The sequence below is a fragment of the Mesorhizobium sp. P2_E9 genome (assembly GCF_056403815.1).
This window is the reverse complement of record NZ_JBFUET010000023.1, coordinates 32249-57263: the sequence shown is the minus strand read 5'-3', so window position 1 is coordinate 57263 and position 25015 is coordinate 32249. Positions and strand designations below refer to the sequence as shown.

Annotated in this window: 26 protein-coding genes; 16 read left to right on the top strand and 10 right to left on the bottom strand. The window is 62.4% G+C overall.

The features are described from left to right. Nucleotides 1-216 precede the first annotated feature (216 nt). Nucleotides 217-393: a hypothetical protein gene (locus tag AC1D05_RS31945; RefSeq protein WP_477446444.1), complete on the bottom strand. Its 177-nt coding sequence runs from the start codon at nucleotides 391-393 to the stop codon at nucleotides 217-219. Between the two features lie 308 nt (nucleotides 394-701). Here AC1D05_RS31945 and AC1D05_RS31940 point away from each other — a divergent pair, with 308 nt between their 5' ends. The 3 genes from AC1D05_RS31940 to AC1D05_RS31930 all read left to right on the top strand — a co-directional run bounded on the left by AC1D05_RS31940 (nucleotide 702) and on the right by AC1D05_RS31930 (nucleotide 3361). Continuing rightward, nucleotides 702-1070, top strand: a complete 369-nt coding sequence (locus AC1D05_RS31940; RefSeq protein ID WP_477446442.1) for a septal ring lytic transglycosylase RlpA family protein — start codon at nucleotides 702-704, stop codon at nucleotides 1068-1070. Between the two features lie 233 nt (nucleotides 1071-1303). After that, nucleotides 1304-2581, top strand: a complete 1278-nt coding sequence (locus AC1D05_RS31935) for a polyhydroxyalkanoate depolymerase (protein ID WP_477446440.1) — start codon at nucleotides 1304-1306, stop codon at nucleotides 2579-2581. Nucleotides 2582-2740: 159 nt separating this feature from the next. After that, nucleotides 2741-3361 (top strand): transglutaminase-like cysteine peptidase, encoded by a 621-nt coding sequence (locus tag AC1D05_RS31930; protein WP_477446438.1) that lies wholly within the window; start codon nucleotides 2741-2743, stop codon nucleotides 3359-3361. Between the two features lie 288 nt (nucleotides 3362-3649). On the opposite strand, the gene AC1D05_RS31925 is transcribed toward AC1D05_RS31930, so the two are convergent. The 4 genes from AC1D05_RS31925 to AC1D05_RS31910 are packed head-to-tail and all read right to left on the bottom strand — an operon-like array spanning nucleotide 3650 to nucleotide 6395. Next, nucleotides 3650-4018, bottom strand: coding sequence for a helix-turn-helix domain-containing protein (locus AC1D05_RS31925; RefSeq protein WP_477446436.1), 369 nt, complete (start codon nucleotides 4016-4018; stop codon nucleotides 3650-3652). A 19-nt stretch (nucleotides 4019-4037) separates the two neighbouring features. After that, complete coding sequence (locus AC1D05_RS31920; protein ID WP_477446435.1) at nucleotides 4038-4568, bottom strand: Smr/MutS family protein; 531 nt, start codon at nucleotides 4566-4568, stop codon at nucleotides 4038-4040. Beyond that, nucleotides 4565-5665 carry a murein transglycosylase A gene (gene mltA, locus AC1D05_RS31915; protein WP_477446433.1) on the bottom strand — a complete coding sequence of 367 codons (1101 nt, stop codon included), beginning with the start codon at nucleotides 5663-5665 and terminating at the stop codon, nucleotides 4565-4567. Before mltA ends, AC1D05_RS31920 begins: the two co-directional genes overlap by 4 nt. A 22-nt stretch (nucleotides 5666-5687) precedes the next feature. Beyond that, a complete protein-coding gene (locus AC1D05_RS31910; protein WP_477446431.1) occupies nucleotides 5688-6395 on the bottom strand; it encodes a Tim44/TimA family putative adaptor protein in 708 nt (235 codons plus the stop codon). Nucleotides 6396-6594: 199 nt separating this feature from the next. Between AC1D05_RS31910 and AC1D05_RS31905 the strand changes: the two genes are divergently transcribed. The 4 genes from AC1D05_RS31905 to AC1D05_RS31890 all read left to right on the top strand — a co-directional run bounded on the left by AC1D05_RS31905 (nucleotide 6595) and on the right by AC1D05_RS31890 (nucleotide 10733). Then, nucleotides 6595-7095 (top strand): FxsA family protein, encoded by a 501-nt coding sequence (locus tag AC1D05_RS31905; RefSeq protein ID WP_477446429.1) that lies wholly within the window; start codon nucleotides 6595-6597, stop codon nucleotides 7093-7095. 371 nt (nucleotides 7096-7466) lie between these two features. Continuing rightward, nucleotides 7467-7970 carry a protein-export chaperone SecB gene (gene secB / locus AC1D05_RS31900; protein ID WP_477446427.1) on the top strand — a complete coding sequence of 168 codons (504 nt, stop codon included), beginning with the start codon at nucleotides 7467-7469 and terminating at the stop codon, nucleotides 7968-7970. Between the two features lie 508 nt (nucleotides 7971-8478). Continuing rightward, complete coding sequence (locus AC1D05_RS31895) at nucleotides 8479-10119, top strand: ABC transporter substrate-binding protein (protein ID WP_477446425.1); 1641 nt, start codon at nucleotides 8479-8481, stop codon at nucleotides 10117-10119. A gap of 380 nt (nucleotides 10120-10499) precedes the next feature. Continuing rightward, nucleotides 10500-10733, top strand: a complete 234-nt coding sequence (locus AC1D05_RS31890; protein WP_477446423.1) for a hypothetical protein — start codon at nucleotides 10500-10502, stop codon at nucleotides 10731-10733. Nucleotides 10734-11370: 637 nt separating this feature from the next. Here the strand turns inward: AC1D05_RS31890 and AC1D05_RS31885 are convergent. Further along, nucleotides 11371-11883: a hypothetical protein gene (locus tag AC1D05_RS31885; protein ID WP_477446421.1), complete on the bottom strand. Its 513-nt coding sequence runs from the start codon at nucleotides 11881-11883 to the stop codon at nucleotides 11371-11373. Nucleotides 11884-12054: 171 nt separating this feature from the next. Between AC1D05_RS31885 and AC1D05_RS31880 the strand changes: the two genes are divergently transcribed. Both AC1D05_RS31880 and AC1D05_RS31875 read left to right on the top strand, forming a co-directional pair. Then, a complete protein-coding gene (locus AC1D05_RS31880) occupies nucleotides 12055-12864 on the top strand; it encodes a phosphoribosyltransferase-like protein (protein ID WP_477446419.1) in 810 nt (269 codons plus the stop codon). A gap of 490 nt (nucleotides 12865-13354) precedes the next feature. Next, entirely contained in the window at nucleotides 13355-14434 is a 1080-nt protein-coding gene (locus AC1D05_RS31875) for a reverse transcriptase family protein (RefSeq protein WP_477446417.1), read from the top strand. Nucleotides 14435-14452: 18 nt separating this feature from the next. Here AC1D05_RS31875 and lepA read toward each other — a convergent pair whose 3' ends face one another. Next, entirely contained in the window at nucleotides 14453-16258 is a 1806-nt protein-coding gene (lepA, locus tag AC1D05_RS31870) for a translation elongation factor 4 (RefSeq protein WP_027032102.1), read from the bottom strand. Between the two features lie 175 nt (nucleotides 16259-16433). Between lepA and AC1D05_RS31865 the strand changes: the two genes are divergently transcribed. The 6 genes from AC1D05_RS31865 (at nucleotide 16434) to msrA (ending at nucleotide 20827) form a co-directional block, all read left to right on the top strand. Continuing rightward, the gene (locus AC1D05_RS31865) at nucleotides 16434-17513 is read left to right on the top strand and encodes a TadE/TadG family type IV pilus assembly protein (protein ID WP_477446415.1); all 1080 of its coding nucleotides are present in this window, start codon (nucleotides 16434-16436) and stop codon (nucleotides 17511-17513) included. Nucleotides 17514-17646: 133 nt separating this feature from the next. Continuing rightward, a complete protein-coding gene (locus tag AC1D05_RS31860; protein WP_477446413.1) occupies nucleotides 17647-18018 on the top strand; it encodes an endonuclease domain-containing protein in 372 nt (123 codons plus the stop codon). A gap of 238 nt (nucleotides 18019-18256) precedes the next feature. Then, nucleotides 18257-18583, top strand: coding sequence for a hypothetical protein (locus tag AC1D05_RS31855; protein WP_477446411.1), 327 nt, complete (start codon nucleotides 18257-18259; stop codon nucleotides 18581-18583). 279 nt (nucleotides 18584-18862) lie between these two features. After that, nucleotides 18863-19555, top strand: a complete 693-nt coding sequence (locus tag AC1D05_RS31850; protein ID WP_477446409.1) for a DUF1223 domain-containing protein — start codon at nucleotides 18863-18865, stop codon at nucleotides 19553-19555. A gap of 85 nt (nucleotides 19556-19640) precedes the next feature. Beyond that, nucleotides 19641-19937: a hypothetical protein gene (locus tag AC1D05_RS31845; RefSeq protein WP_477446407.1), complete on the top strand. Its 297-nt coding sequence runs from the start codon at nucleotides 19641-19643 to the stop codon at nucleotides 19935-19937. Nucleotides 19938-20101: 164 nt separating this feature from the next. Then, nucleotides 20102-20827, top strand: a complete 726-nt coding sequence (gene msrA / locus AC1D05_RS31840) for a peptide-methionine (S)-S-oxide reductase MsrA (RefSeq protein WP_477446405.1) — start codon at nucleotides 20102-20104, stop codon at nucleotides 20825-20827. Nucleotides 20828-20994: 167 nt separating this feature from the next. Here msrA and AC1D05_RS31835 read toward each other — a convergent pair whose 3' ends face one another. The 3 genes from AC1D05_RS31835 to AC1D05_RS31825 form a co-directional block, all read right to left on the bottom strand. Then, nucleotides 20995-21501: a hypothetical protein gene (locus tag AC1D05_RS31835; RefSeq protein WP_477446403.1), complete on the bottom strand. Its 507-nt coding sequence runs from the start codon at nucleotides 21499-21501 to the stop codon at nucleotides 20995-20997. Between the two features lie 66 nt (nucleotides 21502-21567). After that, a complete protein-coding gene (locus tag AC1D05_RS31830) occupies nucleotides 21568-21855 on the bottom strand; it encodes a hypothetical protein (RefSeq protein WP_477446401.1) in 288 nt (95 codons plus the stop codon). Next, complete coding sequence (locus AC1D05_RS31825; RefSeq protein WP_027032108.1) at nucleotides 21833-22105, bottom strand: DUF4242 domain-containing protein; 273 nt, start codon at nucleotides 22103-22105, stop codon at nucleotides 21833-21835. Before AC1D05_RS31825 ends, AC1D05_RS31830 begins: the two co-directional genes overlap by 23 nt. A gap of 236 nt (nucleotides 22106-22341) precedes the next feature. On the opposite strand from AC1D05_RS31825, the gene AC1D05_RS31820 reads away from it, so the two are divergent. Further along, on the top strand, nucleotides 22342-24936 hold the full coding sequence (locus tag AC1D05_RS31820; RefSeq protein ID WP_477446399.1) for an ATP-binding protein: 2595 nt from the start codon (nucleotides 22342-22344) through the stop codon (nucleotides 24934-24936). Nucleotides 24937-25015 lie beyond the last annotated feature (79 nt).

Below are 25015 nucleotides of genomic sequence, written 5' to 3'. Positions count from 1 at the left end.
GACGGTTTTCTTGCTCGCCGGGTTGTGGCTGTCTTGCAGCGGTGCATTTGAGGACCGCCTTCCCCCACTCCGTCGCTGCTTCGCAGCGCCACCTCTCCCCCCTCCGGAGGGAGAGGAAGGGAGCCAGCCGGCATAAGCTCGCGCCTTTCCTCTCCCCCGTCGATCGGGGGAGAGGTGTCGAGCGAAGCTCGACGGAGTGGGTCGACCTTCGAAGCCCTACCGGTTCGCCCACACCAGCCCGGCCAGCCCAACCAGCATCGCGACCAGACCAATATAGAGCCATTGCGACTGGCCAGTCATGAAGCTGCCGCCGATCACGCCGATGCCTTGCAGCGACCACAGCGCCCCGAGGGCCAACACAATCAAGGCCAAAAGATTTTTGGTCAGTCTCATTGACGGATCTCGCTTTCCAAGTCGATCGTTGCGGTGCTGTGAGCGTGATGAAAGATCCAAAGGAAGGGACCCAATCATGCCGGATTCTACTTGGATATTAATCGGATATCTTGTCAAAGCGATCTGCAATATCGTGCAGAAGATCATCGAGAATTGATCAGATATCGCTGGAAAATCCCTGACAGACTGTTACCCGGCGACTCCAAACGTGTGCTCTTGCCACGGAACTGCCAGATCACTGCCGCATTTCCTGCCTTATTCCACACCTAACGGCTGGGGTCTGTCAAAAACGGAGCCACCCCCTAAAGATGAAGAACCTAAACCAGACCGCGCTTGTCGCGGTAACGATCGCTGCTGGCCTGATGGTCGGCGCCTCTGCTACCTCGGCAACCGCCGCCGCCGGCCAGTGTGGCCGCGCTTCCTGGTACGCGCTGCACTCGAAGACCGCATCGGGCGAGCGCATGAACCCTTTGGCGATGACCGCCGCCCACCGCACTCTGCCTTTCGGCACCAAATTGCGGGTCACCAACCAGCATAACGGCCGCAGCGTCATCGTGCGCATCAACGATCGTGGCCCGTTCATCAGGGGTCGCATGCTCGACCTGTCGAAGGGTGCCGCCGGACAGCTTGGCTTTGTCAGCTCCGGCCAGACCGCTGTCTGCGTCGCGCGCGTCTGAGCCTACTTCTGTGTCCGGCAACAGGGCCGGACACATTTCGTACACATTTCGGCACTGCACATTGAGCCGGCTCGGCCATTCCAGGCGGATTTGCAACGGCTTGGACGAAAGAACCATTGGTCACGCAACGTGACGTATTGCGTCGCAGCAATTAGTTGTTAACCTCACCGCGAGACATTTGAGGCTCGGCGCTGCTCGTCGTCCCTTCGGTCGAGGCAGCAGCGGGGTTCTTGATGTTCTACCAGCTCTACGAAATGAACCACGCCGCCTTGCAGCCTGCGCGCCTCTACGCCGATGCGGTGCGGATGTTCTATTCCAACCCGCTCAATCCGATCTCGCACACGCCCTGGGGCCGTTCGATCGCGGCGGGCGCCGAACTGTTCGAACGCACCACGCGCCGCTACGGCAAGCCCACCTTCGGCCTCGACAAGACCGTCGTCGACTGGAAGAGCGTCGCGGTCACCGAAAAGACCGTCTGGTCGAAGCCGTTCTGCAATCTCGTCCGCTTCGAACGCGCTGTGCCCGCCGGCCGCCGGCCGGATCCGAAGCTTCTGATCGTGGCGCCGATGTCGGGCCACTATCCGACGCTGCTGCGCGGCACGGTGGAAGCCATGCTGCCCTATGCCGATGTCCACATCACCGACTGGGCCGATGCCCGCATGGTGCCGCTGGCCGACGGCAGCTTCGATCTCGACGACTATATCGACTACATCATCGACATGTTCCACGCGCTCGGGCCCGACACCCATGTGATGGCCGTGTGCCAGCCTTCCGTGCCGGTTTTGGCGGCTGTGGCGCTGATGGAAACCAAGGGCGACCCCTTCGTGCCGTCGACGATGACCCTGATGGGCGGCCCGATCGACACCCGCCGCAACCCGACCGCGGTCAACCTGTTGGCGCAGGAAAAGGGCATCGACTGGTTCCGCGACAATGTCATCATGCGCGCGCCCTGGCCGGAGCCGGGCTTCGGCCGCGAGGTCTATCCCGGCTTCCTGCAGCTGTCCGGCTTCATGAGCATGAATCTCGACCGCCACATCGCCGCCCACAAGGACTTCTTCATGCACCTTGTGAAGCATGATGGCGACAATGCCGAGAAGCACCGCGACTTCTATGACGAATATCTGGCGGTCATGGACCTGACGGCGGAGTTCTACCTGCAGACCGTCGACACCGTCTTTGTCCGTCAGGCCTTGCCGAAGGGCGAGATGACGCATCGCGGCACGAAGATCGATCCCTCAATTATTCGCAACGTCGCTCTGTTCACCGTCGAGGGCGAGAACGACGACATTTCAGGCCTTGGCCAGACCAAGGCGGCGCACGATCTGTGCCCCAACATCCCCGCCGACAGGCACGCGCACTATATGCAGCCGGCGGTCGGCCATTACGGCGTCTTCAACGGCTCGCGCTTCCGTTCCGAGATCGTGCCGCGCATCGTCGACTTCATCACCAGCTATGGTCGCCAGAACCGCGTCGCGGTGAAGCCGAGGCTGGTCCGCACCGCCAAGCGGTAAGTAGTTCCCCGGTAAAATCGGCCTTCGGGCCGATTCTGTTGCACAATAGACGCTGTCCCTCCCCGCGGGTAACCATGCTTCCAATCAGGCCGTCGTCGTAATTGACACGGACTGTCAATCGCCCTTAACGTTTCGTTAACAACAGGGTGAGCGGGGACAATGAATTCCTCAACAATGGCGAGAAGGCTGCGCTTGTGCGCGGCTGCGGCCGGTCTGGCAGCCACGGGAGCCTGGATGGCACCGGCAATGGCTGCCGGAGCGATGGCGACCGGGGGCATCACCTCGCAGCCGATCGGCCACTATGATTTCTGCAAGCTGCACCCCGGCGAATGCTCGATCCGTCCGGGCAATCTGGCACCGGCCAGGATGTCCGATGGGCTGATGAGCAAGCTCGCCAGCGTTACCGCCAGGGTCAACGCCGCCGTCAAGCCGATGAGCGACATGGACATCTACGGCAAGGACGAGGTCTGGGCCTATCCCGACAAGGGCGTCGGCGATTGCGAGGACTATGTGCTGGAAAAGCGCCGCCGGCTGTCCCACATGGGCATCTCGCTTGCCGACCTTCTCATCACCGTGGTGCGCAAGCCCGACGGCGAAGGCCATTCCGTGCTGACGGTGCGCACCGACAAGGGCGACTACGTGCTCGACAATCTGACCGACGGGGTCAGGGCCTGGGACCAGACCGGCTACCGCTTCCTCAAGCGGCAGGCGATCGACAACACCGGCCGCTGGGTTTCGATCCGCGGCGGCCAGCAGGTTCTGGTGGGGTCGGTGGAATAAGGGACCGGCGCGCGTTCGCGGTCTCACCGACGTCCTCTTCAGCAAACGGCGGAAGTTAGCGCCGCCCCTTGTATCTGCACGAGATGATTTTTGTGCGATGGAAGCGACTGAGCCTCGGGCCGGATGGCCATCCGGCCCGAGGCTTGGCGAAGTCGCCCGCTGCCCCTCCGGCTACAACCCCAATGGCGGGCCTACCGGCAAGTATTGATCTCGTCACAGCTGCCCGCTGGCGCTTCGCCGGCGGGCACTGTCTTGCGATCAGCGGACACGCGGCCGTCGCAAAATCCGTTATTTCAGCCGGCCCAGCGCTGCGCGGATCGATGCGGTGATGCGGCGCAGTTCCACCTCGTCAAGCTTTTCGATGTTCTCGGCCAGAAGATTGGCGAGCTCCGTGGCGGCGGGGTTGAGGCCCGACGTATCGAGTTTTACGCGTGGATGCGAGGCTTCGGCCAGCCGCGCCAATTCCTCGGCATCGTCCCAGATGATGTTGAAATAGCCGATGATCTTCTGGATCAGCGTCCAGGTCGGCGCGCCGCGCCTGCCATGCTCGAGCGCCGAGAGATAGGCGGCGCTGACACCGATCGCCGCCGCCATGTCCTTCTGGCTGACGCCGCGCTCGGCGCGCAGCGCCCGCAGCCGCTCGCCGAACGGCGTCATGCGCTTGGCCTCCCTGCCCTCATGCGCGCACCCGCCGCAGCCTGATATAGAGCGCGCCCGAGCCGCCATGGTTGCGGGCGGCATGGTCGTGGCTGGAGACCAGCGGCCGGAATGCCGGCGTCGACAGCCAGGCCGGCACCGCGCGCCGCAGCACGCCATCGCCGCCGGAGGACGACCCCTTGCCGGTGATAACCAGGACATAGCGGATGCCGCCGGCATGCGCCCGGTGCAGGAACGAGAACAGCAGCGAATAGGCCTCGTCCTGCGTCATCCCATGCAGGTCGACGCGGCCTTCGATCGGCAGCCGGCCTTTCGACAATTTGTCCAGCGTCGGTTCGTCGAGCCGGTGCGTGACATGCTGGGCTTTCGGCTTTGCCGCGCCCGGCGCATTGGCGGCGGGCTGCGCCGCCTGCGTCGTCGTCGGCTTGGCGTCGATGGCCAAGTCGGGGATATCAACCGAGGTTCTGCCCTTGAGCGGCTTGGCCGTGCGCGCCACCAGGTTCCACAGCACCCGGTCGTCTTCGCTGAGCCTGTCCGGGCGCTTGCTCATCTGGCGGCCCCGGCCAGCGCGCGCGGCACCAGCGCATAGAAATCCGCCGCATTGCGCACCACGCCGGCGATTTCGCCGGCGGCATCGCCCGACCCGGCGAAGAGATCTCCGCGCGCCGGTCCGGTGATGGCCGAGCCGGTATCCTGCGCGATCATCAGCCGCCGGAACGGTCTTTTGTCGAAAGCGGTCAGCGTCGGTGCGTCGATATGGAAAGGCGTGCCGAATGTGTGCAGCAGCCGGTCGACAGCGACCGAGCGGCCCGGCGTCAGCGGCACCTTGGCGGCGGCGATCGGACCAAGGGTCGCGTCGTCGACATCAGCCTCGCGGAAGAAGATGTAGGAGCGGTTCTGCCACAGGATCTCGTCGACGCGCCCGGGATGCGCCTTGAACCAGGCGCGGATCGACTGCATCGTCACTTCGGCGAGCGGGATTTCCCCCAGCTCGCTCAGGATTTTGCCCGGCCCGGTGAAACGCTGGCCGGATTTGGCGGCGTAGGTGACGCGGCAAAGCCGGCCATCGGTCATGGCGAGCCGTGCCGCCCCTTGCACATGGATGAAGAAGGCGTCGACCTTGTCGGCCAGCCAGGCGATCTCCAGTCCCTGCCCGGCCAGCGCGCCACGCTCGATCGCGCCACGCTCGAAATACTCGGCCAGTCCATTGGAGGTTCGGCGCGCAAAGGCAAGATAAGAATCCATCCCTTGCGGCCGGCTGGCGTCGTCGACATCGATGAGATCGGCCGGCCGCGACAAAAGCGGCACGGCAAAACGCTCTGTCCGCACCGGCGACGCCTCGACCTGCGGCTCGTAGAAGCCGGTGACGAGGCCGGCGCCGGTCTCGGCGCGGACCAGCATGGGGACAAAATGGCGCTCGAAGAAGGCGCGGGCTTCGGAGCGGTTCACCGGCGAGGTGGTGCGCGCCTGGTCGTAGGCCCCCGCGAAGGCGCCAAAATCGACGCCAAGCGCGCCGCTGCGATAGGACTTTACCGGCACATGGAAGGCGGAACGGCGAAAGGCTTCGAAGGCTGGCAGATGGTCGTCGTCGCCCCAGCCGGGGAGATCATCGAAAGACTTTGCCGAAAAGAGAGGCGATAGCGACACCGGAGCCCGCCTTTGTCTGGGCTCAGTCTTCTTCTTCGGTGGCGACGAGCTTCCAGTTCGGATCGCGCGAGCGCGTGTCGCGGGCGAAGGTCCAGACATCCTTGACCTCGGCCACGGTTTCCGGATCGCCTTCGATGACCTCGCCGGCCTTGTCGCGGGTCGCCGAAATCAGCTCGCTGATGATGCGCAGTGTGACATGCGCCTCGCCGCCCTTCATCTCGGCCGAGACGATATCGGCCTTGTCGATGCCGACGAAGGAGGACTGGATCTTTTCCGCCTTGGCCTCGCGCTCGCCGATGGCGGCGACAAAACCGTCGAAAACCTCGCGCGACAAAAGGTTCTTCAGCGTTTTGCGGTCGCCGTCGGCATAGGCCATGACGATCATTTCATAGGCCATCTTGGCGCCGTCGACGAAACCCTTCGGATCGAAGGACGGATCATTGTCCTTGATCGCGCGCAGGCCCTTGTTGAGATCGGTGTCCGGCTTGGCGAAAGCGTCGATCGCCGTATAGGCGTCGGCCGGCGCCGGCTCGCCCGGCAGCCGCTTGCGCGGCAGCGAAACGACATTCTCGGGCTTCTGCGTGGCGTCCTTGTCGGTGCGCGGCGCCGTGTAGGGATCGAAGGGCGGCCGCTCGCTACCGGTCCGACGGCCCAGCACGTTGCGCAGCTGGAAGAAGATCACCACCGCCGCGACTAGGAAGAAAATCGTGCCGAAGTCGAAGAATCCCATATCTTCCGCCAATCAATCCCTGCCTCGAGGCCGGACCATCCGGCCCAACGGGCCGCGGTCGCATAGCGTTCAACATTCAAAGCATATAGAACGCAAGGTGCAATCATTCAAATCAATGGCAGGCATACCTATCTAACAGCCTCAGTGCCAGCGGCGATTGGCCGCCGACGGGCAAAACATCCAAACGATCGGTCAAGACTTGCGCATTTCGCTGCTTCCCTTTTTTCTTCTCGCCCTGCCGCTGCTGGAAATCGCCGGTTTCGTCATCGTCGGCCGCGAGGTCGGCGCGCTGGCGACGGTCGGCCTGGTGCTGGCGTCGAGCATTGCCGGTGTGCTTTTGCTCAGGCACCAGGGTTTCGGCGTCATGGCGCGGGTGCGCGCCGAGATGGACGCCGGCCATGATCCCAGCCGCCATCTTGCCCACGGCGCCATGATCGTGGTCGCGGCGATCCTGCTGATCATCCCCGGCTTCATCACCGACATTATCGGCCTGCTGCTGTTCCTGCCGCCGGTGCGCGATCTCGCCTGGCGCCGGTTCAAGGGCCGCATCGTCGTCGCCACCGATTTCTCGGCCGGCGGTTTTCGCGGCCGCCAGCGCGACAAGGTCATCGACCTCGACGACGGCGACTATTCGCGCGAGGACGATTTCAAGCGCGGCCCGGACCACAATTCGCCGTGGCGGCGGCTGAAGGATGATTAGGTCCCGGTTGCAACCTGTTCCCGAACGTTAGCGCTGCCCCTCATTGCCCTGCCGGGCATTTCTCCCCGTAAACGGGGCGAAAGAAGCTGGCCGCGACGCCGGCGCCATCCTTGCAACGTTGACAATTGGCGAAATCGGCGAGAACAGCGCCCCTCGCCCCGTTTACGGGGAGAGGATGCCGGCAGGCAGGTGAGGGGCGGCGCTGGCCTCAAAACGATTTCTCAAACGCCAAGTCGAAGCCACACCAGCCTCAAGCCAATCCCCTTCCGGCCGCAAGGCGGCAAACCTTGTCTTGTCCTGTTGGCCATGCTAGCCAACGCCCGATTTCAATTCGGTCAGCAAGGCTGCCCAGGGGAAAAGGATTTAGGCTCATGGCCAGCAATGATGACGCGCCAGCCGGCGCGGCCAACGGAAACGGCAACACGGCGGCGCAGCCGTCGCTCAACGTGCTCGCCCAGTATGTGAAGGACCTGTCCTTCGAAAGCCCCGGCGCGCCGAACTCGCTGCGCGGCCGCGACAAGGCTCCCGGCATCGCCATCAACGTCAATGTCAACGCCAACCCGCTTTCCGACAAGCAGTTCGACGTCAATCTGACGCTGAACGCCAAGGCCTCCTTCGACCAGGAAGTGCTGTTCAACGTCGAGCTGGTCTATGGCGGCGTCTTCGCCATTTCGGGCTTCCCGCAGGAGCACATGCTGCCGATCCTGTTCATCGAATGCCCGCGCCTTTTGTTCCCCTTCGCCCGCCAGATCATCGCCGAAGCCACCCGCAATGGCGGCTTCCCGCCGCTGATGCTCGACCCGATCGATTTCGCGCAGATGTTCCAGCAGAAGATCGCCGAAGACCAGGCCGCGGGGAAGGTTCAGGTGAGCTGAGGCTCGGCCTTGATGGATTGCTCGAAAAACCCGGCCTCGCGCCGGGTTTTTTGTTTGGGGGCGCCACCCCTCGACCTCGTCATCCACGGGCGGAGCAAGGAGCGCAGCGGCGCAGACCCCTGGAGCTGCTCCGCAGCCCAAGGGATCCATGCCGGGACTCTGAAGCTGTCGCCACGGCCCAGAATTCTGCACCGCTGCATCCGTCGGCAAGGTCGCGGCATGGATCCTCGGGTCTCCGCGACGCCGCTACGCGGCTGCTCCGCCCGTGGATGACGAAGGGAGGAGGCCGCCCTCCCTCTATGCGGAGCGCCGCACAACTCCTGCGGATTCCAGAACACTCCCCAAACTCACCCCCCTCTATCATCAGCCCCTCAGGCAAAGGCGTCCCGGCGGTCGCAGCCGCCCCCGCGTTGGCGATTCGTCGGGACGAATTCTTTCTGTGCATGCCGATTTCCCAAAACCGCTAGGCACTTTTGGGCGGCATGCACCAACAATCAGGGGAACGACGATGAAATTCATGCTGACCGACCGCAAACTGCACCCGCGGGCCAAGCCCGTCGCTAACGATTTCAAAAAGGGCGGCATCAATCGCCGCGAATATTTTGCTCTCATGGCCGGCCTCGGCGTCAGCGCCGCCGGCGCGCTGGCGCTGGGCGGCTTGACCGCGACCCCGGTCCGCGCCGCCGAACCCAAGAAGGGCGGCACCTTGCGCGTCGCCATGAACGTCAAGGGTTTCAAGGACCCACGCACTTTCGACGGCGTCGAAATGTCCAACGTCGCCCGCCACTGCAACGAATATCTGGTACGCTGGAACACCGATTTTTCCTTCGAGCCCTGGCTTCTGGAAAAATGGGAGATGAGCGACGACGCCAAGACCCTGACGCTGCATGTCCGCAAGGGCATTTCCTGGTCGAATGGCGATGCCTTCAACGCCGACGATGTCGTCCACAACCTCACCCGCTGGTGCGAGGCCGGCGTCGCCGGCAATTCGGTCGCCGCGCGCATGGGCGCTCTGGTCAATGCCGACACCAAGAAGGTCGTCGATGGCGGCATCGAGAAGGTCGACGACTTCACCATCAAGCTCAATCTGCCCAAGCCCGACATTTCGCTGATCGCCGGCATGGCCGACTATCCCGCTTTGATCATGCACCGCTCCTATGACGGTGGCGGCGATCCGATGAAGGCGCTCGCCATCACCACCGGCCCCTGCGAACTGGTGAAATGGGACGCCGAGACGGGGGCCGAGGTGAAGCGCAAGGACAAGCCCTGGTGGAAGGGGCAATTCTGGCTCGATGGCATCCAGTGGATCGACTACGGCTCCGACCCCAACGCTATGCTGTCGGCCTTCGAATCGGGCGAGATCGACACCGACCACGAAACCGCCACCGACGCCGTCTCGCAGACCGACAAGATGGGGCTGAAGAATTCCGAGATCGCCACCGGCTCCACCATCGTCGCCCGCTTCAACATCGGCAACGCGCCCTATGACGACGTCAAGCTGCGCCGCGCCGCCCAGCTCGCCGTCGACAATGCCGCCGTGCTGCAGCTCGGCCTCGACGGCCGCGGCAAACCCGCCGACAACCACCATGTCGGCCCCATGCACCCCGAATATGCCGATATCGGCCCGGCCAAGCGCGACATGGAGGAGGCGAAGAAATTGCTCGCGGCCTCCAGCAAGGCGGACCATGAATATGAGCTGATCTCGGTCGACGTCGAATGGCAAAAGAGCACCGGCGACGCGATTGCAGCGCAGATGCGCGAGGCCGGCCTCAAGATCAAGCGCACCGTGCTGCCCGCCGCCACCTTCTGGAACGACTGGAGCAAATATCCCTTCTCGTGCACCGAATGGCTCGGCCGCCCGCTCGGCGTCCAGGTGCTGGCGCTGGCCTACAAATCGGGCGCTGCCTGGAACGAAAGTGCCTACGCCAGCAAGGAGTTCGACGACCTCCTCAACAAGGCGCTCGCCACCCCCGACGCCAAGGCGCGCAAGGAGATCATGGCCGGCATCGAGAAGAATCTGCGCGATTCCGGCATCATCATCCAACCCTACTGGCGCTCGGTGTACCGGACCTATCGCAAGGGGGTGGAAGGCTGCGAGCAGCACCAGGCGCTGGAACAGCATTTTGAGAAGGTGTGGATTGAGGGGTGAGGCCGAGCGCTGTTCTTCCCTTCTCCCCTTGTGGGAGAAGGTGGATTGCCGCGAAGCGGCAAGACGGATGAGGGGTGCGTGACGGAGTGAGGCGTTGGTGTTTACGGCTTTGGTTCCGTGACGTTTGACGGTATCGCCAAGCTGGAGCACCCCTCATCCGTCTCGGCGCTGCGCGCCGATCCACCTTCCCCCACAAGGGGGGAAGGCAAGGCCGAGTCAGCGCCCCAGCCCCCAACATTTCATGTACGAGGCAAAGCGTGCGGTCCCAGTCGGTGGACCGCTGCCGCCGCAGGGCGCATGGTTGCGCTGTCGCTGGCCACTCAATGGGCGCTGGTGCTTGAGAGTGTCAGCGTGCTCCCGCCCCTCCGGGAGCAATGCAAATGGAAGACCCCACCGGGCCGCCACTCACTTTCCATGCGTTGCGAAGGGCGTTCCAGACATCCATTGCCGAACACCTCATCCCCGAGGCGCAATGGGCGGACCACTGCAAGGCCCTGCTGCGCGAACGCACGGGCAGGGCGCATGTCGACAGCGGCCTGGTCAACTGGATTGTTCGCGGTGAGATGACCGGGCGCATGCAGCGGCAGGGAAGTGGCCGGCGCGCATGCCGGTGAAGACAATTGCCTGAGTCCCGCGCCGGCCACTGGCGACCTGATAAGAGGTCCGCCGCCCGATTGGTGTAGCTGGCGGTGCGAGCACGATCAACCAAGCCGGGCCGTTGGTACGGTTTCGTACAAACGCTGCTGTAATCGTGGGAGAACCGATCGGCTGGAAGCCCGCAACGCTCTAGCGTGGGCAGCCAGATATCGGACAGGGCATTGCCGTCACGGCCGAAAGCTTCTCGCGCCTGTTCAGCGTTGGCTTTGCATAGATTTTTTTCACGGACGGTTCCCCAATGCCCGGCGCCAAATGACGCTGGGGTCCACCTGATGTCAATACGGGCGCGGACATGCCTCGGGGCGGACCATCGCGGAAGTCAGCGCTGCCCCTCATCTGGCTGCCGCCACTTCGTCGTTCGAAAAGCCAAGCAGTTGGCTTTTCGTCCGCTGCGCGGACCACTCCTCAACTCCCCGTAAATGGGGCGAAGGGCGCCGTCATCGCCGGTTTCGCCAATCGCCAACCTTGCAGAAGGGGCGCGGCGACGCGGCCAGCTTCTTTCGCCCCGTTTACGGGGAGAAATGCCCGGCAGGGCAATGAGGGGCAGCGCCGACGCTCGTCTTCCGTCGCGGATATCGACGGCAGCGTTCAGCGCTACCGCTCGCCCCTCACCAGCGTCCAGATCCAGCCGACAAAAGTCAGCACCAGGAACGGATAACCGGCGGCGGGCAGGGGCGCCGAGGTCGGCAGCAAGGGCGCGCCCCACAGGATCATGCCAGCCGAGACGACAAACAGCACGGCGGCCACGAGCGCGGTGAGCCGCATCCACAGCGCAAAAGTCTTCGGCGCGCTGACCATGACCAGTGCCGCCGCCCACAGCGTGATGCCGCCGACATAGGAGGGCACGCTGGCCTCCAACCCCGCCGCATTGCCGGCCAGCAGCAGCGTCTCGCCGGCCAGGAAGGTCAGGAAGCCCGCGGCGACGCAGTCATTGCCCAGCCGCTGGTATTTCATGGTGAGCAGCGCGGTGGCGACCACCAGCGCCGCGCCGTCGATCGTCCAGAGCGTTTCGCGCAGCGGAGCGCTGGCAACGAAAGTGCCGGCGAGGCCGAAGGCGCCGCCGATGGCGAGGCCGACAGAGGCGGCGGTGTCTGATGTGGTGCGCATGCGATGTCTTCCCAGGCTAGAGAGAGGATACTGTGAGGAACGTCTTTTATTCAAGAACTTGCGCTTAAGATTGCCAGAAGCACACCACAGTTTGGGCGCAGTCACCGGTAGCGTCTTGCCTTGCGATCAAACTCACCGCCAGCTATTCTCTCCAGCCGGGATTGAGGGGGAATGAGTTTGAGTATCGATGAGCTGCTCCGTTTGAAGGAGATCCTAGAAGCAAACGGACTGTCGAATCCTGAAAAGTTCTTTCGCCCCAGCAAAAGTAATTTTGATCGTCTGGTCGAACTATTTTCCGCTATTGATCCACCAGACAGAGATTTAGTTTTTGATTTAGTCGCGTACTACGACATTATTAACCAGTATCGCGGTTATCTATTTAACCTTCTCTCAAGAGTATCTCAACTCCATCCCGAGAAGATTGCGCTTTTCCCTTTGGCGCCCTTCGATGACGAACGAATTAAGAGCGGAGACCATGTATTCTACGAACTGAAGTCTCTTTCTAGCCCAGATTTTGACGGCCGTTTCGAATTTTACGATGCCCCAGATTCGAAAGACCTCCTCAAAGCAAATTTGCCCAAATATGCGGTCGACGATTTTATCGGGACAGGGGAGCAATTTCTTGAAATGGTTGATCGAATGACATCTTTGCAGAAGGCTACGAAAATAACCGGTGCGATAGCAATTGCGGTTATGGAAGCAGGAAAGACTGCGATCGAAGCCCAGGGTATGGTTGTCGTTCACGAGGTATTGAAACGTAAGGCTATCGATGGCTATCTTCGAGACGCTGGAAAGGACATTAGTCTGTTCTATGCGCGATATGACGCGCTTGAGTCGCAACTAACGGTATCGCCGACCCAGAAGCGAGGCTGGCGAGGCAGCGAGGCCCTGATTTCCATGAAGAGGACTCCAAACAATACTCTTCCAATATTTTGGCATAGAGGAAAGAACCGAAATTGGCCCGCACCTTTTCCCCGTTAAAAATCTCAAGGGAGCAGTTTCTGCTGCTTCGATCCGTTGCCCTAAGGCAGGGGCTGCCGTCAGAATTGCTCCATTCGGCAACGGGGATTATGACGCTGACTCAGGATATGATAGCGCAATCTTACTTTCGCTCTGTCGGCGGCAAGCTGACGCTTACATCGCTTGGTGCGAGAGCGTTGCGCAGATATGCCGGCGGAAAGGTTCCTTTGATAGATATAGACCAACGTTGGTTGCTTGCGGAAACTGAGGCAAACTGCCAGTATCGAATTGGGAGCTCGCTTGCTCAACAAGTGGCAAAGCGCGTTAGTGGTGGCGTATGAGCCCAAAGCTCATCCGTCGGTACGTCGAGTCGACGTGCAAGATTGAACGTGACATCAAGCCGTTGGCACACCTTCGGCTCACAGGAGCTCACCTCTCGGTGTGCCAATGCTCCTTCGTCGCAAATATTGCTTCGCAATAACGATAATGGTAACGCCGCGGGCTCCCCACCTTGCCATACTTTGAGCTTCCTTCGCGAAACATCAATGTAATTTTCGACGGTCTGACCGAAGCTCAGAAGGTCGCTTTGTCGAAATATGATGCACTGCTCTCTGACCGACAGCTACCGATTATTTATTCGCCCGTTCATCTCTGTCAAATTGTGGGAGTCGATCCTCAATATCTATTTGCGGTATCAAACGAGCCCAGACGCTTCTACAGAGGGTTCTCTATTCCGAAGCGGAACGGTGGAAAGAGGTTTATACAGGAACCCCTGCCTCTTCTAAAGGCGGTACAGCGTTGGCTCTTGGCCAATATTTTGGATAACGTAAGCGTCAGCGCTTTTGTAAAATCATATAGAAAGCACTCAAATTTAAAACAAAATGCGCGGTTCCATATTGGCCAGGACTTTGTATTCAAATTAGATTTAGAAAGTTTTTTTGACAGAATAAAAGAGAGCGCCGTGGTCGATGTTTTCTACTCGGCTGGATATACGAAAGAGCTGTCAATATTTCTGTCCAAGCTGTGTGTATCTCAAGGGCACCTCTGTCAGGGCTCTCCGACAAGCGGGGCGATAAGCAACATCGTACTATTCGAATTTGATCATAAACTATTCGAATTTTGTAGAGAACGAACTTTTAGGTATACGAGGTATTCGGACGATATCACTATATCTGGAAAATTAGGCGCGGATGTCAACTTTCATGAGATTCTTTGGTTCGTATCTGAGTTGGCTATCGGTTACGGGCACAAGATTAATAAGGGGAAGAGCCAAGTTTTATACCGCCACAATCGTCAGAAGGTAACCGGCATCGTTGTGAACCAGAAGTTAGCGGTAGCCAGACCCATAAGGCGAAGATTTCGTCAGGAAGTATTTTACTTCGAAAGATATGGGCCTAGAGGCCACGCTCAGCGCATAGGTGAACGGTTGGATCAATGCGTGGCGCGGCTGATAGGACAGGCAAGCCATCTGCTGTTCGTGAGGCCTGACGACGAGTTTGTTCGAGACAAAAAGGAGCTACTTCTTAGGGTTCGCAGACAAATGGATGCTGATCCGCAACACAGTCTTGATCTAGGCGACATCCCCCTTTAGGCCACACGGGTTTTCCCCTCAATCGCCCATCTTCAGCGCCTGGATAAACGCCTCCTGCGGAATATCCACCTTGCCAAACTGGCGCATCCGCTTCTTGCCTTCTTTCTGCTTGTCCAGCAGCTTGCGTTTGCGCGAGACGTCGCCGCCGTAGCATTTGGCTGTCACGTCCTTGCGCAGCGCCGAGATGGTTTCGCGCGCGATGACCTTGCCGCCGATGGCGGCCTGGACCGGGATCTTGAACAGATGGTTGGGGATCAGCTCCTTCAGCTTCTCGACCATCTGCCTTCCGCGCTTTTCCGCCGCCGTGCGGTGCACCAGCATGGACAGCGCATCGACCGGCTCCTCATTGACCAGGATCGACATCTTGACGAGGTCGCCCTCCTTGTAGTCGGTCAGGTGGTAGTCGAACGAGGCGTAGCCTTTTGAAATCGACTTCAGCCGGTCATAGAAATCGAACACCACTTCGTTGAGCGGCAGATCGTAGGTCAGCATGGCGCGCTTGCCGACATAGGAGAGGTCGGCCTGGATGCCGCGTCGGTCCTGGCAGAGTTTCAATATGCCGCCGAGATAGTCGTCGGGGGTCAGGATGGTGGCGCGGATCCACGGCTCCTCGATCGACGCGATCTTCACCACGTCGGGCATGTCGGCCGGGTTGTGCAGCTCCTTCTCCGTGCCGTCATTGAGCTGCAGCCGGTAGACGACGGATGGCGCGGTGGCGATCAGGTCGAGGTTGAACTCGCGCTCCAGCCGCTCCTGGATGATTTCAAGATGCAGCAGGCCGAGGAAGCCGCAGCGATAGCCGAAGCCGAGCGCGGCACTGGTTTCCATCTCATAAGAGAAAGACGCGTCGTTGAGGCGCAATTTGCCGACGGCGGCGCGCAGATCCTCGAAATCGGCGGCGTCGACCGGGAACAGGCCGCAGAACACCACCGGCTGCGCCGGCTTGAAGCCGGGCAGGGCCTTTGCCGTCTGGCGCTTGTCTTCGGTGATGGTGTCGCCGACGCGGGTGTCGGCCACTTCCTTGATCGAGCCGGTGAAGAAGCCGAACTCGCCGGGGCCAAGCTCGTCGACATTGATGCGGGCCGGCGTGAACACGCCGGTGCGCTCGACCAAATGTTTTGCGCCGGTGCCCATCATGCGGATGGTCTGGCCCTTTTTCAGCACGCCGTCGATGACGCGCACCAGCACGATGACGCCGAGATAGGCGTCGTACCAGCTGTCGACCAGCATCGCCTTCAGCGGTGCGGTCGCATCGCCCTCGCGCGGCGGCGGCAATTGATGGACGATGGCTTCGAGCACGTCGGGAATGCCAAGGCCGGTCTTGGCCGAGATCAGCACGGCGTTGGACGCGTCGATGCCGATCACCTCCTCGACCTGCTCGCGGATGCGCTCGGGCTCGGCGGCCGGCAGGTCGACCTTGTTCAGCACCACGACGATCTCGTGGTTGTTGTCGATCGCCTGGTAGACATTGGCCAGCGTCTGCGCCTCGACGCCCTGGGAAGCGTCGACGACCAGCAGCGAGCCCTCGCAGGCGGCAAGCGAGCGCGACACTTCATAGGCGAAGTCGACATGTCCGGGCGTGTCGATGAGGTTGAGGATATAGTCCTCGCCATTGTTGGCGCGGTATTTCAGCCGCACCGTCTGCGCCTTGATGGTGATGCCGCGCTCGCGCTCGATATCCATCGAGTCCAGCACCTGTTCCTTCATGTCGCGCAGCTCCAGCCCGCCGGTGGACTGGATCAGCCGGTCGGCAAGCGTGGATTTGCCATGGTCGATATGGGCGACGATGGAGAAATTGCGGATGTGGTCGAGGGGCGTGCTCATCCGCGCGCTTTAGCAGGGGCGGAAAGCTGCGGCAAGCGGCGGCCTTTGCCGACCGATTCGGCCGACCATTTCTGCCGAATTGCGGGAATATCGATAAACTTTAACCATATGCATTAGAGCATAATTTTAGACTCGCATGTTAGCTCTGCAAGATATTGCGTTGAAAGGGCCGAAAATGCGGGGGATTGCAGTCAGGTTCATGGAGTCGCGCAGCGGCTCGATCGTGCCATTGTTCTTTCTCATGCTGGTGCCGATTATATCCGCGGTCGGCTTCTCGGTCGACTATACCAGCGCGATCCAAACCCGGTCCAACCAGCAGCAGGCGCTGGATGCCGCGCTGCTGTCGATCACCACCATGGACACCACCTCGACGCTGGCGCAGCGCCAGACGGCGCTGCAGGATTCCTTCATCGCCAATGGTGGCCAGGGCACTGCGACGCTGAACAGTTTTGTGGCTGGTACCACCACCGCCGCCGCCACCGGCCAGGCCTCGGCAAGTTTCGCCATGCCGACCATTTTCATGAAGATCGCCAGGATCGACTCCGTGCCGATTGCCGTCGCGTCTGCGGTCAGCAAGCCGCCGGCGCTGGTCAATGCGACCTTCAAGATCAGCAAGGTGTCGGGCTGGTGGAACAAGACGATGACGCTCTACGGCACCCAATTTGGAGCGGCGGCGGCCAAGCCGCTGATGTCTATCGAGTATGCCTATAACGGCTTCGGGGATCCGAAGGGCTACGGCACCACGAATGTGTATACGATCACCAACAATGGTGGCGCCGACATCAAGACGCTCGTCCAGTCGCAAGTTTGCACCACCGCCAGCGTGACCACGTTCACCGGTCAGCCCGCCGATGCGATCCTCCAGACCAGTGGTAACAGGAAATATTCGACAACCTGCGTCAACACCATGTATCCGGCCAACGGCACTGGCGCGGCGATCGATGTCAGCCAGATGGGTGGCCTCTCTCTGCAGATGTACGTGCCATCGGGCAACCCGCAATACCTCAAATCGGACGATGCGAGCACCTCCAACCGACTCTATAGCGGGGTGGACGCGAACTCTCTGGTCGAGACCACGACCGGGACGAAGGTCGACATCTTCGCCATCGTGCCTTGTGGCGTCACCAGCTATCAAGCCTGGGAGGACGGTGGCACAACGGTGCCGACTCCGTCCTCAAATGCCGACTTTTTCTACAACGTCACCGGCAAGTGCGACTTCAACAAGCGGCCCTCGGATACAGCGCTGACGCAGTAAGAACGCTGCCTTTCCCTTCTCGCACAAAGGGCGAAGGGCGGGCGAGGCCAGTGACTCGCCCCGGGCGGTGGACCGGCGCGTAGCGCCGAGACGGATGGCTGGACGGATCGCTACGTCTGGCTAATCTGGCGCAATGCCGCATCAAACCGTCACCCCCGCCAAACGTAAATTTGCTCGTTCGCTCCGGCGCGACATGACGGAAGCGGAAGGCAAGCTCTGGCAGGAGCTGCGCGACCGCAGGCTCGACCGGATAAAATTCCGGCGCCAGGCTCCTATCGGAAAATACATTGCCGATTTCGTTTGCCCCGAAGCTGGGTTGATCATCGAAATCGACGGCAGCCAGCATGCGGAATCGGATACTGACCGGATGCGTAAGGCCGAGCTGGAGGCAAAGGGCTTTCGCGTTCTGCGTTTCTGGAACGACGATGTCCTGACAGACATCGACGCCGTCTGCGACACCATCATCGCTTATGTGCGGGACACGAGTCTCCAGCCTTGGCGGTAGGAGCGCGGTTTTCCCTTCTCCCCTTGTGGGAGAAGGTGGATCGGCGCGTTAGCGCCGAGACGGATGAGGGGTGTTCCAGCGGAGTGAGGCGTTGGCGTTCCCTGGAGCACCCCTCATCCGACCTCGCTACGCGAGGCCACCTTCTCCCACAAGGGGAGAAGGAAGAGGCGCCTTGCGGGCCTGGGTCGGCATGGCCTAGCCTGCGGTCGATATCCATCAGCTCCTGGAGAAGAACGCGATGTCAGACCCCGTGCTGCGTGTGTCCATCTTGCGCTGCGATGCCACGAAGTTTGCGCTGTTGCGAGAGATGATGCTGGAGGCGGAGGCAGATCTTCGGCCCGGCATCGAGGCCATGCCAGGGCTGCTCACCTTCTACGCCGGCGCCGACGAGGCGACATTGTCGCTGATCAACACCAGTGTCTGGGACACGCTGGAGCACGCCAGGCAGCTCGATACCTTCCAGCCCATGCTGGATGCTGGAAAGCGATTTGTCGCCGAAGGCGCAAGGTTTGAGCGGCCGATCATGCACTACACATCACTGTGGTGTTTTGGGCCGCGCGCATAAGTCTGGCGGTATAGCTGCATCTTTCCCTTCTCCCCTTGTGGGAGAAGGTGTCGCCGAAGGCGACGGATGAGGGGTGTTCCAGGGAACGCCAACGCCTCACTCCGCTGGAACACCCCTCATCCGTCTCGCCGCTGCGCGGCGATCCACCTTCTCCCACAAGGGGAGAAGGAAGAAGGTGCCATGATCACAAACCGGTGAGCGCTGTAACGAAGCGGCCGACGGCAGCGAAGTGGGGGAATGACCGGCGCATCGCAGCGCCGTCCCACACGGAGCCAGCCGATGCCGAGAGCCACAAAATTCGCCGCATTGTCCAGCCTGGGTGCGCTGGCGCTCGCCGCCTCGCTCGGTGCCGCTGCAGCGCAGCCGCTCAGCGTCGTCGAGCTGTTCACCAGCCAGGGCTGCTCGTCCTGCCCGCCGGCCAACGCCAACCTCATCAAGGTCAAGGACCAGCCCGGCGTTCTGGCACTGTCCTTCAACGTCACCTACTGGGATTATCTCGGCTGGAAGGACACTTTTGGAAAGCAGGAATTCACCCAGCGCCAGGTTTCCTACGAACCGCCGCTCGGCCATGACGGCCCGTTCACGCCGCAAGTGGTGGTCAACGGCCATGCCGATGTCGTCGGCGCCGCACCGGGCGAGATCGAGCATCTGATCGCGGCGACGGCCAAGACCGGCGGCCCCTCGCTGCAGCTTGGCGACGGCAAGGTCGCGATCGGCGCCGGTCCGGGCGGCAAGGCCGATGTCTGGCTGGTGCGCTACACCAAGGGCGTCGTGCAGGTGCCGGTGGCGCGCGGCGAAAACACCGGCCGCACGCTGCCGCATGCCAATGTCGTGCATGCGCTGACAAAACTCGGCAGCTGGACCGGCGGCGCCACCGCCTATGCGCTGCCCGCCGCGTCCGGGGGCTTGAGCACCGCCGTGCTGGTGCAATCGCCGGGCGGCGGACCGATCCTGGCCGCCGCGACCAACTGATCATCCCTTTTATCGCGCGGGGCCGTGGAACGCGGCAACGCATCACCCGGCCCGCTTCCGCGCGCCAAAACCCAAGGAGACTCTCATGACCAAGTACCTGACCCTGCCGGCGCTCGCCTTCGCGCTTTCGGCCGCCGTTTTCGTCGCCGGCGCCCGCGCCGACGACACGACCAACGCGATGAAGCCTGCCAATGCGATGACCACCGACGCGATGAAGCCGGCGACAGATGCCATGAAGCCCGCGACCGACGCGATCAAGCCGGCGGACCCGATGGCCACCAATTCGATGAAGCCCGCTGCGGATGCCATGAAGCCGGCGGCGGACGCCATGAAACCGGCGACCGATGCGATGAAGCCGGCAACGGATGCCACCGCCAACTGAGATTGATTGGCCCGTGGCCTTCTGTCCCTGGCGGGCTCCCTGTCCAGCCGGGGACAGTTGATGGAGCATCGCACGAATGTGAGGCTGCGCCGCAACTCGCGCATCGCGCCATCGTAGCTGATCCAGTAGACTGATCCCAAATGGAAGCCATGAGGAGTGCAACCATGACCAATACCAAGAACCGTTCAACCGGCTTTGTCAGAGGCGCGCTGGCGGCGATGGCCCTTGCCGCCGCGGGCGCCGCTTTCTGGCTGACACCGGCCGTCTCGGCGGAAGACGCCGTGGTCATCCCGCCGCCGGCGCTCGACGAAAAGGCAGCTCCGGGCAGCGAGACGGCGATCTTCGCCGGCGGCTGCTTCTGGGGCGTGCAGGGCGTGTTCCAGCACGTCAAGGGCGTCAGCCAGGCCGTCTCCGGCTACACCGGCGGCGCCAAGGATGACGCCGTCTACGAGACCGTCGGCACCGGCCGCACCGGCCATGCCGAATCCGTCGAGATCACCTACGACCCGTCGAAGGTCACCTACGGCCAGCTGCTGCAGGTCTATTTCTCGGTCGCCCACAATCCGACGCAGCTCAACTATCAGGGCCCGGATTCGGGCACCCAGTACCGCTCGACGATCTTCGCCGAAAACGACGCGCAGAAGAAGATCGCGCAGAGCTACATCGACCAGCTCGACAAGGCCAAGCTCTATGCGGCACCGATCGTCACCACGATCGAGACCGGCAAGACCTTCTACCCGGCCGAGAATTACCACCAGGACTTTCTGACGCTGAACCCGACCTATCCCTACATCGTCTACAACGACCTGCCCAAGGTGGCGAACCTGAAGCAGCTGTTCCCGGCGCTGTACAGCGACAAGCCGGTGCTGGTGCTTTCGGCGAGCAATTGATGAGGGCTGGTTATCTCCCCCCTTGAGGGGGAGATGTCGCCAAAGGCGACAGAGGGGGTCGGTTCGACCGGGTGCTAGCCTCATCTGCCGCAAGGAGGTCTCATCCAGTCGAACCGACCCCCTCTGGCCTGCCGGCCATCTCCCCCTCGAGGGGGGAGATTTGCGCGCTACATGCCGCCGGCCTTCATCGCGTCGCACGACACATCGGGATTCATGTCGGCGAAAGTGCCGGTCGGGTTCTTCTTCCAGGCCCAGACATGCAGCTCATAGAAGGCGCCCAGGCCATAACGGTTGGGCGTGCTGTTGAAGTTGAACAGCTGCCCCTCGAGCGAGGCCGGGCCTTTCGATGTGATGTACTCGACCGCCACCAGCTTCTGCGTGCCGTCCGCCATCGGCTCGTACATCACCGCTTCCGGCTTCGCCAGATCGACCGCATCGTCTTTCAGGTAGGCCGCGTTGACATAGTGGATGCCCATGGCGCCGCCGGTGATGCCGCTGGCGCAAGGGATCGGCGCATAGCCTTCGGCGGTCGCCATCGCCACATTCTCGAAACGGCTGTTGGCTGCCCGCACTTTCTCATCCAGCGCGCCCGTATCATGGGCATTTGCCGCCGTGGCCGCGATCGACAGGATCGACAGGTTGATGAGGTGTTTGGTCCACAGATGGATGTTCATTTTCTCTCCTCGTTGTTGATGCGCGGGAGCAGCCGCTCCCGCTGCGACGTTGGGTGGCTGCGCGTATCAGTGGTTCCGGGTGAAGTCCCAGTATTGCGGCAGCTCCTCGAGCTCCGGCAGGCCGATATCGCGTCTCAGATAGTCGTCCTGCGGAGGCAACCGGCGCCGGTTCTTGCGCAATGGTGCGAACAGCAGCGAGGCAAGCCGCCGGAGAATCCGGCCCAGTAGCGGGCCTCGTCCGACTGGTCTCGAACCCGCCAACACCTCGCCGAGCGAGTTGTCAGGCAAGCCGCCACCGCTGCGAAGGGCAGCTGGATGGTCATGGTCGGGATCAACGGTAAAAGTAAGGGTCAAGGACCCGCACCTCCGTGATCTTGTCGACCGGGAGCGAATTCTTCTGCGCCGTGCTGCGGATCGCCTCGGGCGACGGCGCATCATAGATGCAGAAGCTCTGCTTCTTGTCGGGCGAGACGAAGGACTGCACCCAGGTCACGCCTTTTTCGGCGTTGCGCATGATGACGCCGCCCAGCGCATCGGCGCCGGCATCGTTCATCGGTACGCTGAGGCCATTTGGAAATGTGCGTTCAACTACATAGCGAGGCATATCGGTTTCCCTTTTGTGTTGATTGACGCTCGATCTGAGCGCGGCCGGACATTGATCACGCTCGCAAAGGGCGCACATCGGAACCTTTCCCTATATTTTGTGGGAAGATTCCCTATATTGGCGGCGTTATGTGGAGAATGGCACCGGAATGTGTGGAGGGTCACATTTCCGGGCAAGCGCCTTGGACAGTCGTGGCGGATGTCCAGCGCAGCGGTGGAACCGACCCCATTTGAGCGATGACGATGCTTCTGGAACGGCAGGCGCAGCTGGCGCAACTCAACGAACTTTTGGCGGAAGCCGGCCGCGGCCGCGGCCGCGTCGCGGCGTTGTCGGGCGAGGCGGGAGCCGGCAAGTCGGCGCTGGTCGAAGCCTTTACCAGCCGCGCCGGGCCAGATGCGCGCATCTTCCGCAGCGCTTGCGAGGACCTGTCGATACCCGACCCGCTCGGGCCTCTCTACGATCTGGCGCGCGAGGCGCAATGGGCGATGCCGCAGGCGGTCGACGCCCGGCGGGGACAGCGGCTGCCGCTGTTTTCCGATGCGATGGAGGTTTTCGAGGCAAGGACGGGTGCGACGCTGCTGGTGATCGAGGACCTGCACTGGGCCGATGACGCGACGCTCGACTTCGTCCGTTTTCTCGGCCGCCGCATCGCCAGCACCCACATCCTGCTGCTGCTGACGGCGCGCACCGACCGCAGCGAGGGACAGGCGCGTGTGCGCCGGGCGCTGGGTGAAATCCCGTCGGGCAGCGTTGCGCGCATCGACGTGCCGTTTCTGAGCGAAGCGGCCGTGGTGTCGCTTGCCGCCGCCGTCGGCCGCGACGGCGACGCCATCTACCGGGCGACGGCCGGCAACGCCTTTTTCGTCACCGAATTGCTGAGCGCCGAAAATGAGACGGCACTGCCGGCCAGCGTGCGCGACGCCGTGGTCGCGCGCGCCGATCGCCTGTCTGCCGGTGCCCGCTCGATGCTTGGTGCGGTGTCGGTGTTTCCAAGGCGCGCGGACGCCTGGGCCTTGCAGGGCCTGTGCGGCGTGGCCGCCGCCGGCCAGCTGGCAGAATGCGTCTCGAATGGCCTGCTGGACGATCTGGGCGATGTGTATGCTTTCCGGCACGAAATCGCCCGCCGCGCCATCGAGACGATGCTGACGACAAGCCAGCGGCGCGAGTTCAACCAGCGCGCCCTTTCCGCGCTGCTCGAAAGGGGCGAAGTCGCCACCGCCCGGCTGGTCCATCATGCGGTGGGCGCGCACAATCTGGAGGCGGTGCGCCAACTGGCGCCGGTCGCCGCCCGGGAGGCTTCCCGCGTCGGCGCCCATCGCGATGCCGCCGGCCATTACGAGGTCGCGCTGCGCCACGCGGACACCCTTCCGGCCGAAGAGCGCGCCTCGCTTCACGAGCATTATGCGTTTGAATGCCACCTTATCGGCCGCATCGCCGAGGCCATCGAGGCGCAGCAGCAGGCGCGCGCACTGCAGCGCGCGCTCGGCAACACGCTGAAGGAGGGAGACAGCCTCAGATGCCTGTCGCGGTTCGCCTATCTGATGGGCGACCGTCAGGCCGCCGACCTGTTCGGCGCCGAGGCCGTCGCGTTGCTGGAAACCGCGCCGGCCGGACCGGAGCTGGCCATGGCCTATTCCAATCTCTCGCAACTGGCGATGCTGGCCGAACGGCTTGACGAGGCCTTGTCGCTGGGCGCCAAAGCGATCAGGCTCGCCGAACAGGTGGACCGGCCGGACATCGTCTGTCACGCGCTCAACAATCTCGGCTCTGCCGAACAGTGGCTGGACGTGGCCAGCGGCCGGCTGCACCTTGCCCGCAGCCTCGAGATCGCGCTCGAGCAGAATTTTCAGGAACACGCGGCGCGCGCCTTCACCAATTGCGCCTGCAGCGAAATGAACCAGCTCGACTACAGCAAGGCTCAGGCCTTTCTCGATCGCGGCATCGACTATTGCGTCGAGAACGACCTCGCGACCTGGCGCGACTACATGCGCGGCGTGCGGGCGCAGTTGCTGCTGCGTTATGGACGCTGGGACGAGGCGGCGGACGAAGCGCTCGAAGTCATCACCAGCAGCCAGGCCGCCGCGCTGGTGCGCTATCCCGCTGTTGTGGCGCTGGCGAAATTGCGCTTGCGCCGCGGCGATCCCTCGGCCGAGCCGCTTCTGGCGGAAATGAACCAATTTCTGGAAAAAGGAGCAGAATTGCAGCGGCTGTTGCCCTATGCGGCCGTCATCGCCGAGCAGGCGTGGCTTGGGGCGGCAGAAAAGGATGAGGCGCTGCGGCTGATCGATCTGGCCGAGACCTTGTCACCGACGCGCGGCGCCTTTGCCGAACTGGCCTGCTGGCGGCAGCTGCTGGCCCCTTCCATCGACCAAGGCGACACATCGGATATGGCTGCTCCCTACCGGATGCTGTTGGCCGGCGACTGGCAAGGAGCGGCGGATGTCTGGGCCGGCATTGGCGCTCCCTTCGAGCGCGGCCTTGCCCTGGCTCAGGGCCACGAGGCGGCGCAGCGTTCGGCGCTGGAGATATTCGAAAGCCTTGGCGCTCAGCCGGCTGCCCAGCATGTGCGGGAGCTCATGCGGCGAAACGGCGTCATTCACATCGCCCGGGGACCGCGACAGACCACCCGTGCCAACAGCGCCGGCCTGACCCAGCGCCAGATGGAAGTGCTGCAGCTGATCGAGCGCGGCCTGTCCAACAAGCGGATCGCCGAGCATCTCACCATTTCGCCGAAGACGGTCGACCACCATGTCTCGGCGGTTTTGGGCAAGCTGGACGCGGTCTCGCGCGGCGAGGCCACGGCGGCCGCGCGCGACTCAGGGTTGATCTGAAAACAGCAATTCCAGGAAAAGTGGGACCCGGTTTTCCCGGGAAAAGCGCATAGCGCTTTCCCTTGGGAATTGCGTCAAA

Excerpts from the sequence above, each read along its gene's own strand:
- AC1D05_RS31910 (WP_477446431.1), bottom strand. The coding sequence starts at position 6,395 with ATGGGATTCTTCGACTTCGGCACGATTTTCTTCCTAGTCGCGGCGGTG.
- AC1D05_RS31825 (WP_027032108.1), bottom strand. The coding sequence starts at position 22,105 with ATGCCTCGCTATGTAGTTGAACGCACATTTCCAAATGGCCTCAGCGTA.
- AC1D05_RS31855 (WP_477446411.1), top strand. The coding sequence starts at position 18,257 with ATGTCAGACCCCGTGCTGCGTGTGTCCATCTTGCGCTGCGATGCCACG.
- AC1D05_RS31890 (WP_477446423.1), top strand. The coding sequence starts at position 10,500 with ATGGAAGACCCCACCGGGCCGCCACTCACTTTCCATGCGTTGCGAAGG.
- AC1D05_RS31820 (WP_477446399.1), top strand. The coding sequence starts at position 22,342 with ATGACGATGCTTCTGGAACGGCAGGCGCAGCTGGCGCAACTCAACGAA.
- AC1D05_RS31940 (WP_477446442.1), top strand. The coding sequence starts at position 702 with ATGAAGAACCTAAACCAGACCGCGCTTGTCGCGGTAACGATCGCTGCT.
- AC1D05_RS31930 (WP_477446438.1), top strand. The coding sequence starts at position 2,741 with ATGAATTCCTCAACAATGGCGAGAAGGCTGCGCTTGTGCGCGGCTGCG.
- AC1D05_RS31880 (WP_477446419.1), top strand. The coding sequence starts at position 12,055 with ATGAGTTTGAGTATCGATGAGCTGCTCCGTTTGAAGGAGATCCTAGAA.
- AC1D05_RS31860 (WP_477446413.1), top strand. The coding sequence starts at position 17,647 with ATGCCGCATCAAACCGTCACCCCCGCCAAACGTAAATTTGCTCGTTCG.
- AC1D05_RS31895 (WP_477446425.1), top strand. The coding sequence starts at position 8,479 with ATGAAATTCATGCTGACCGACCGCAAACTGCACCCGCGGGCCAAGCCC.
- AC1D05_RS31925 (WP_477446436.1), bottom strand. The coding sequence starts at position 4,018 with ATGACGCCGTTCGGCGAGCGGCTGCGGGCGCTGCGCGCCGAGCGCGGC.
- AC1D05_RS31835 (WP_477446403.1), bottom strand. The coding sequence starts at position 21,501 with ATGAACATCCATCTGTGGACCAAACACCTCATCAACCTGTCGATCCTG.
- AC1D05_RS31845 (WP_477446407.1), top strand. The coding sequence starts at position 19,641 with ATGACCAAGTACCTGACCCTGCCGGCGCTCGCCTTCGCGCTTTCGGCC.
- lepA (WP_027032102.1), bottom strand. The coding sequence starts at position 16,258 with ATGAGCACGCCCCTCGACCACATCCGCAATTTCTCCATCGTCGCCCAT.
- AC1D05_RS31945 (WP_477446444.1), bottom strand. The coding sequence starts at position 393 with ATGAGACTGACCAAAAATCTTTTGGCCTTGATTGTGTTGGCCCTCGGG.
- msrA (WP_477446405.1), top strand. The coding sequence starts at position 20,102 with ATGACCAATACCAAGAACCGTTCAACCGGCTTTGTCAGAGGCGCGCTG.
- AC1D05_RS31935 (WP_477446440.1), top strand. The coding sequence starts at position 1,304 with ATGTTCTACCAGCTCTACGAAATGAACCACGCCGCCTTGCAGCCTGCG.
- secB (WP_477446427.1), top strand. The coding sequence starts at position 7,467 with ATGGCCAGCAATGATGACGCGCCAGCCGGCGCGGCCAACGGAAACGGC.
- AC1D05_RS31850 (WP_477446409.1), top strand. The coding sequence starts at position 18,863 with ATGCCGAGAGCCACAAAATTCGCCGCATTGTCCAGCCTGGGTGCGCTG.
- AC1D05_RS31865 (WP_477446415.1), top strand. The coding sequence starts at position 16,434 with ATGCGGGGGATTGCAGTCAGGTTCATGGAGTCGCGCAGCGGCTCGATC.
- AC1D05_RS31885 (WP_477446421.1), bottom strand. The coding sequence starts at position 11,883 with ATGCGCACCACATCAGACACCGCCGCCTCTGTCGGCCTCGCCATCGGC.
- AC1D05_RS31920 (WP_477446435.1), bottom strand. The coding sequence starts at position 4,568 with ATGAGCAAGCGCCCGGACAGGCTCAGCGAAGACGACCGGGTGCTGTGG.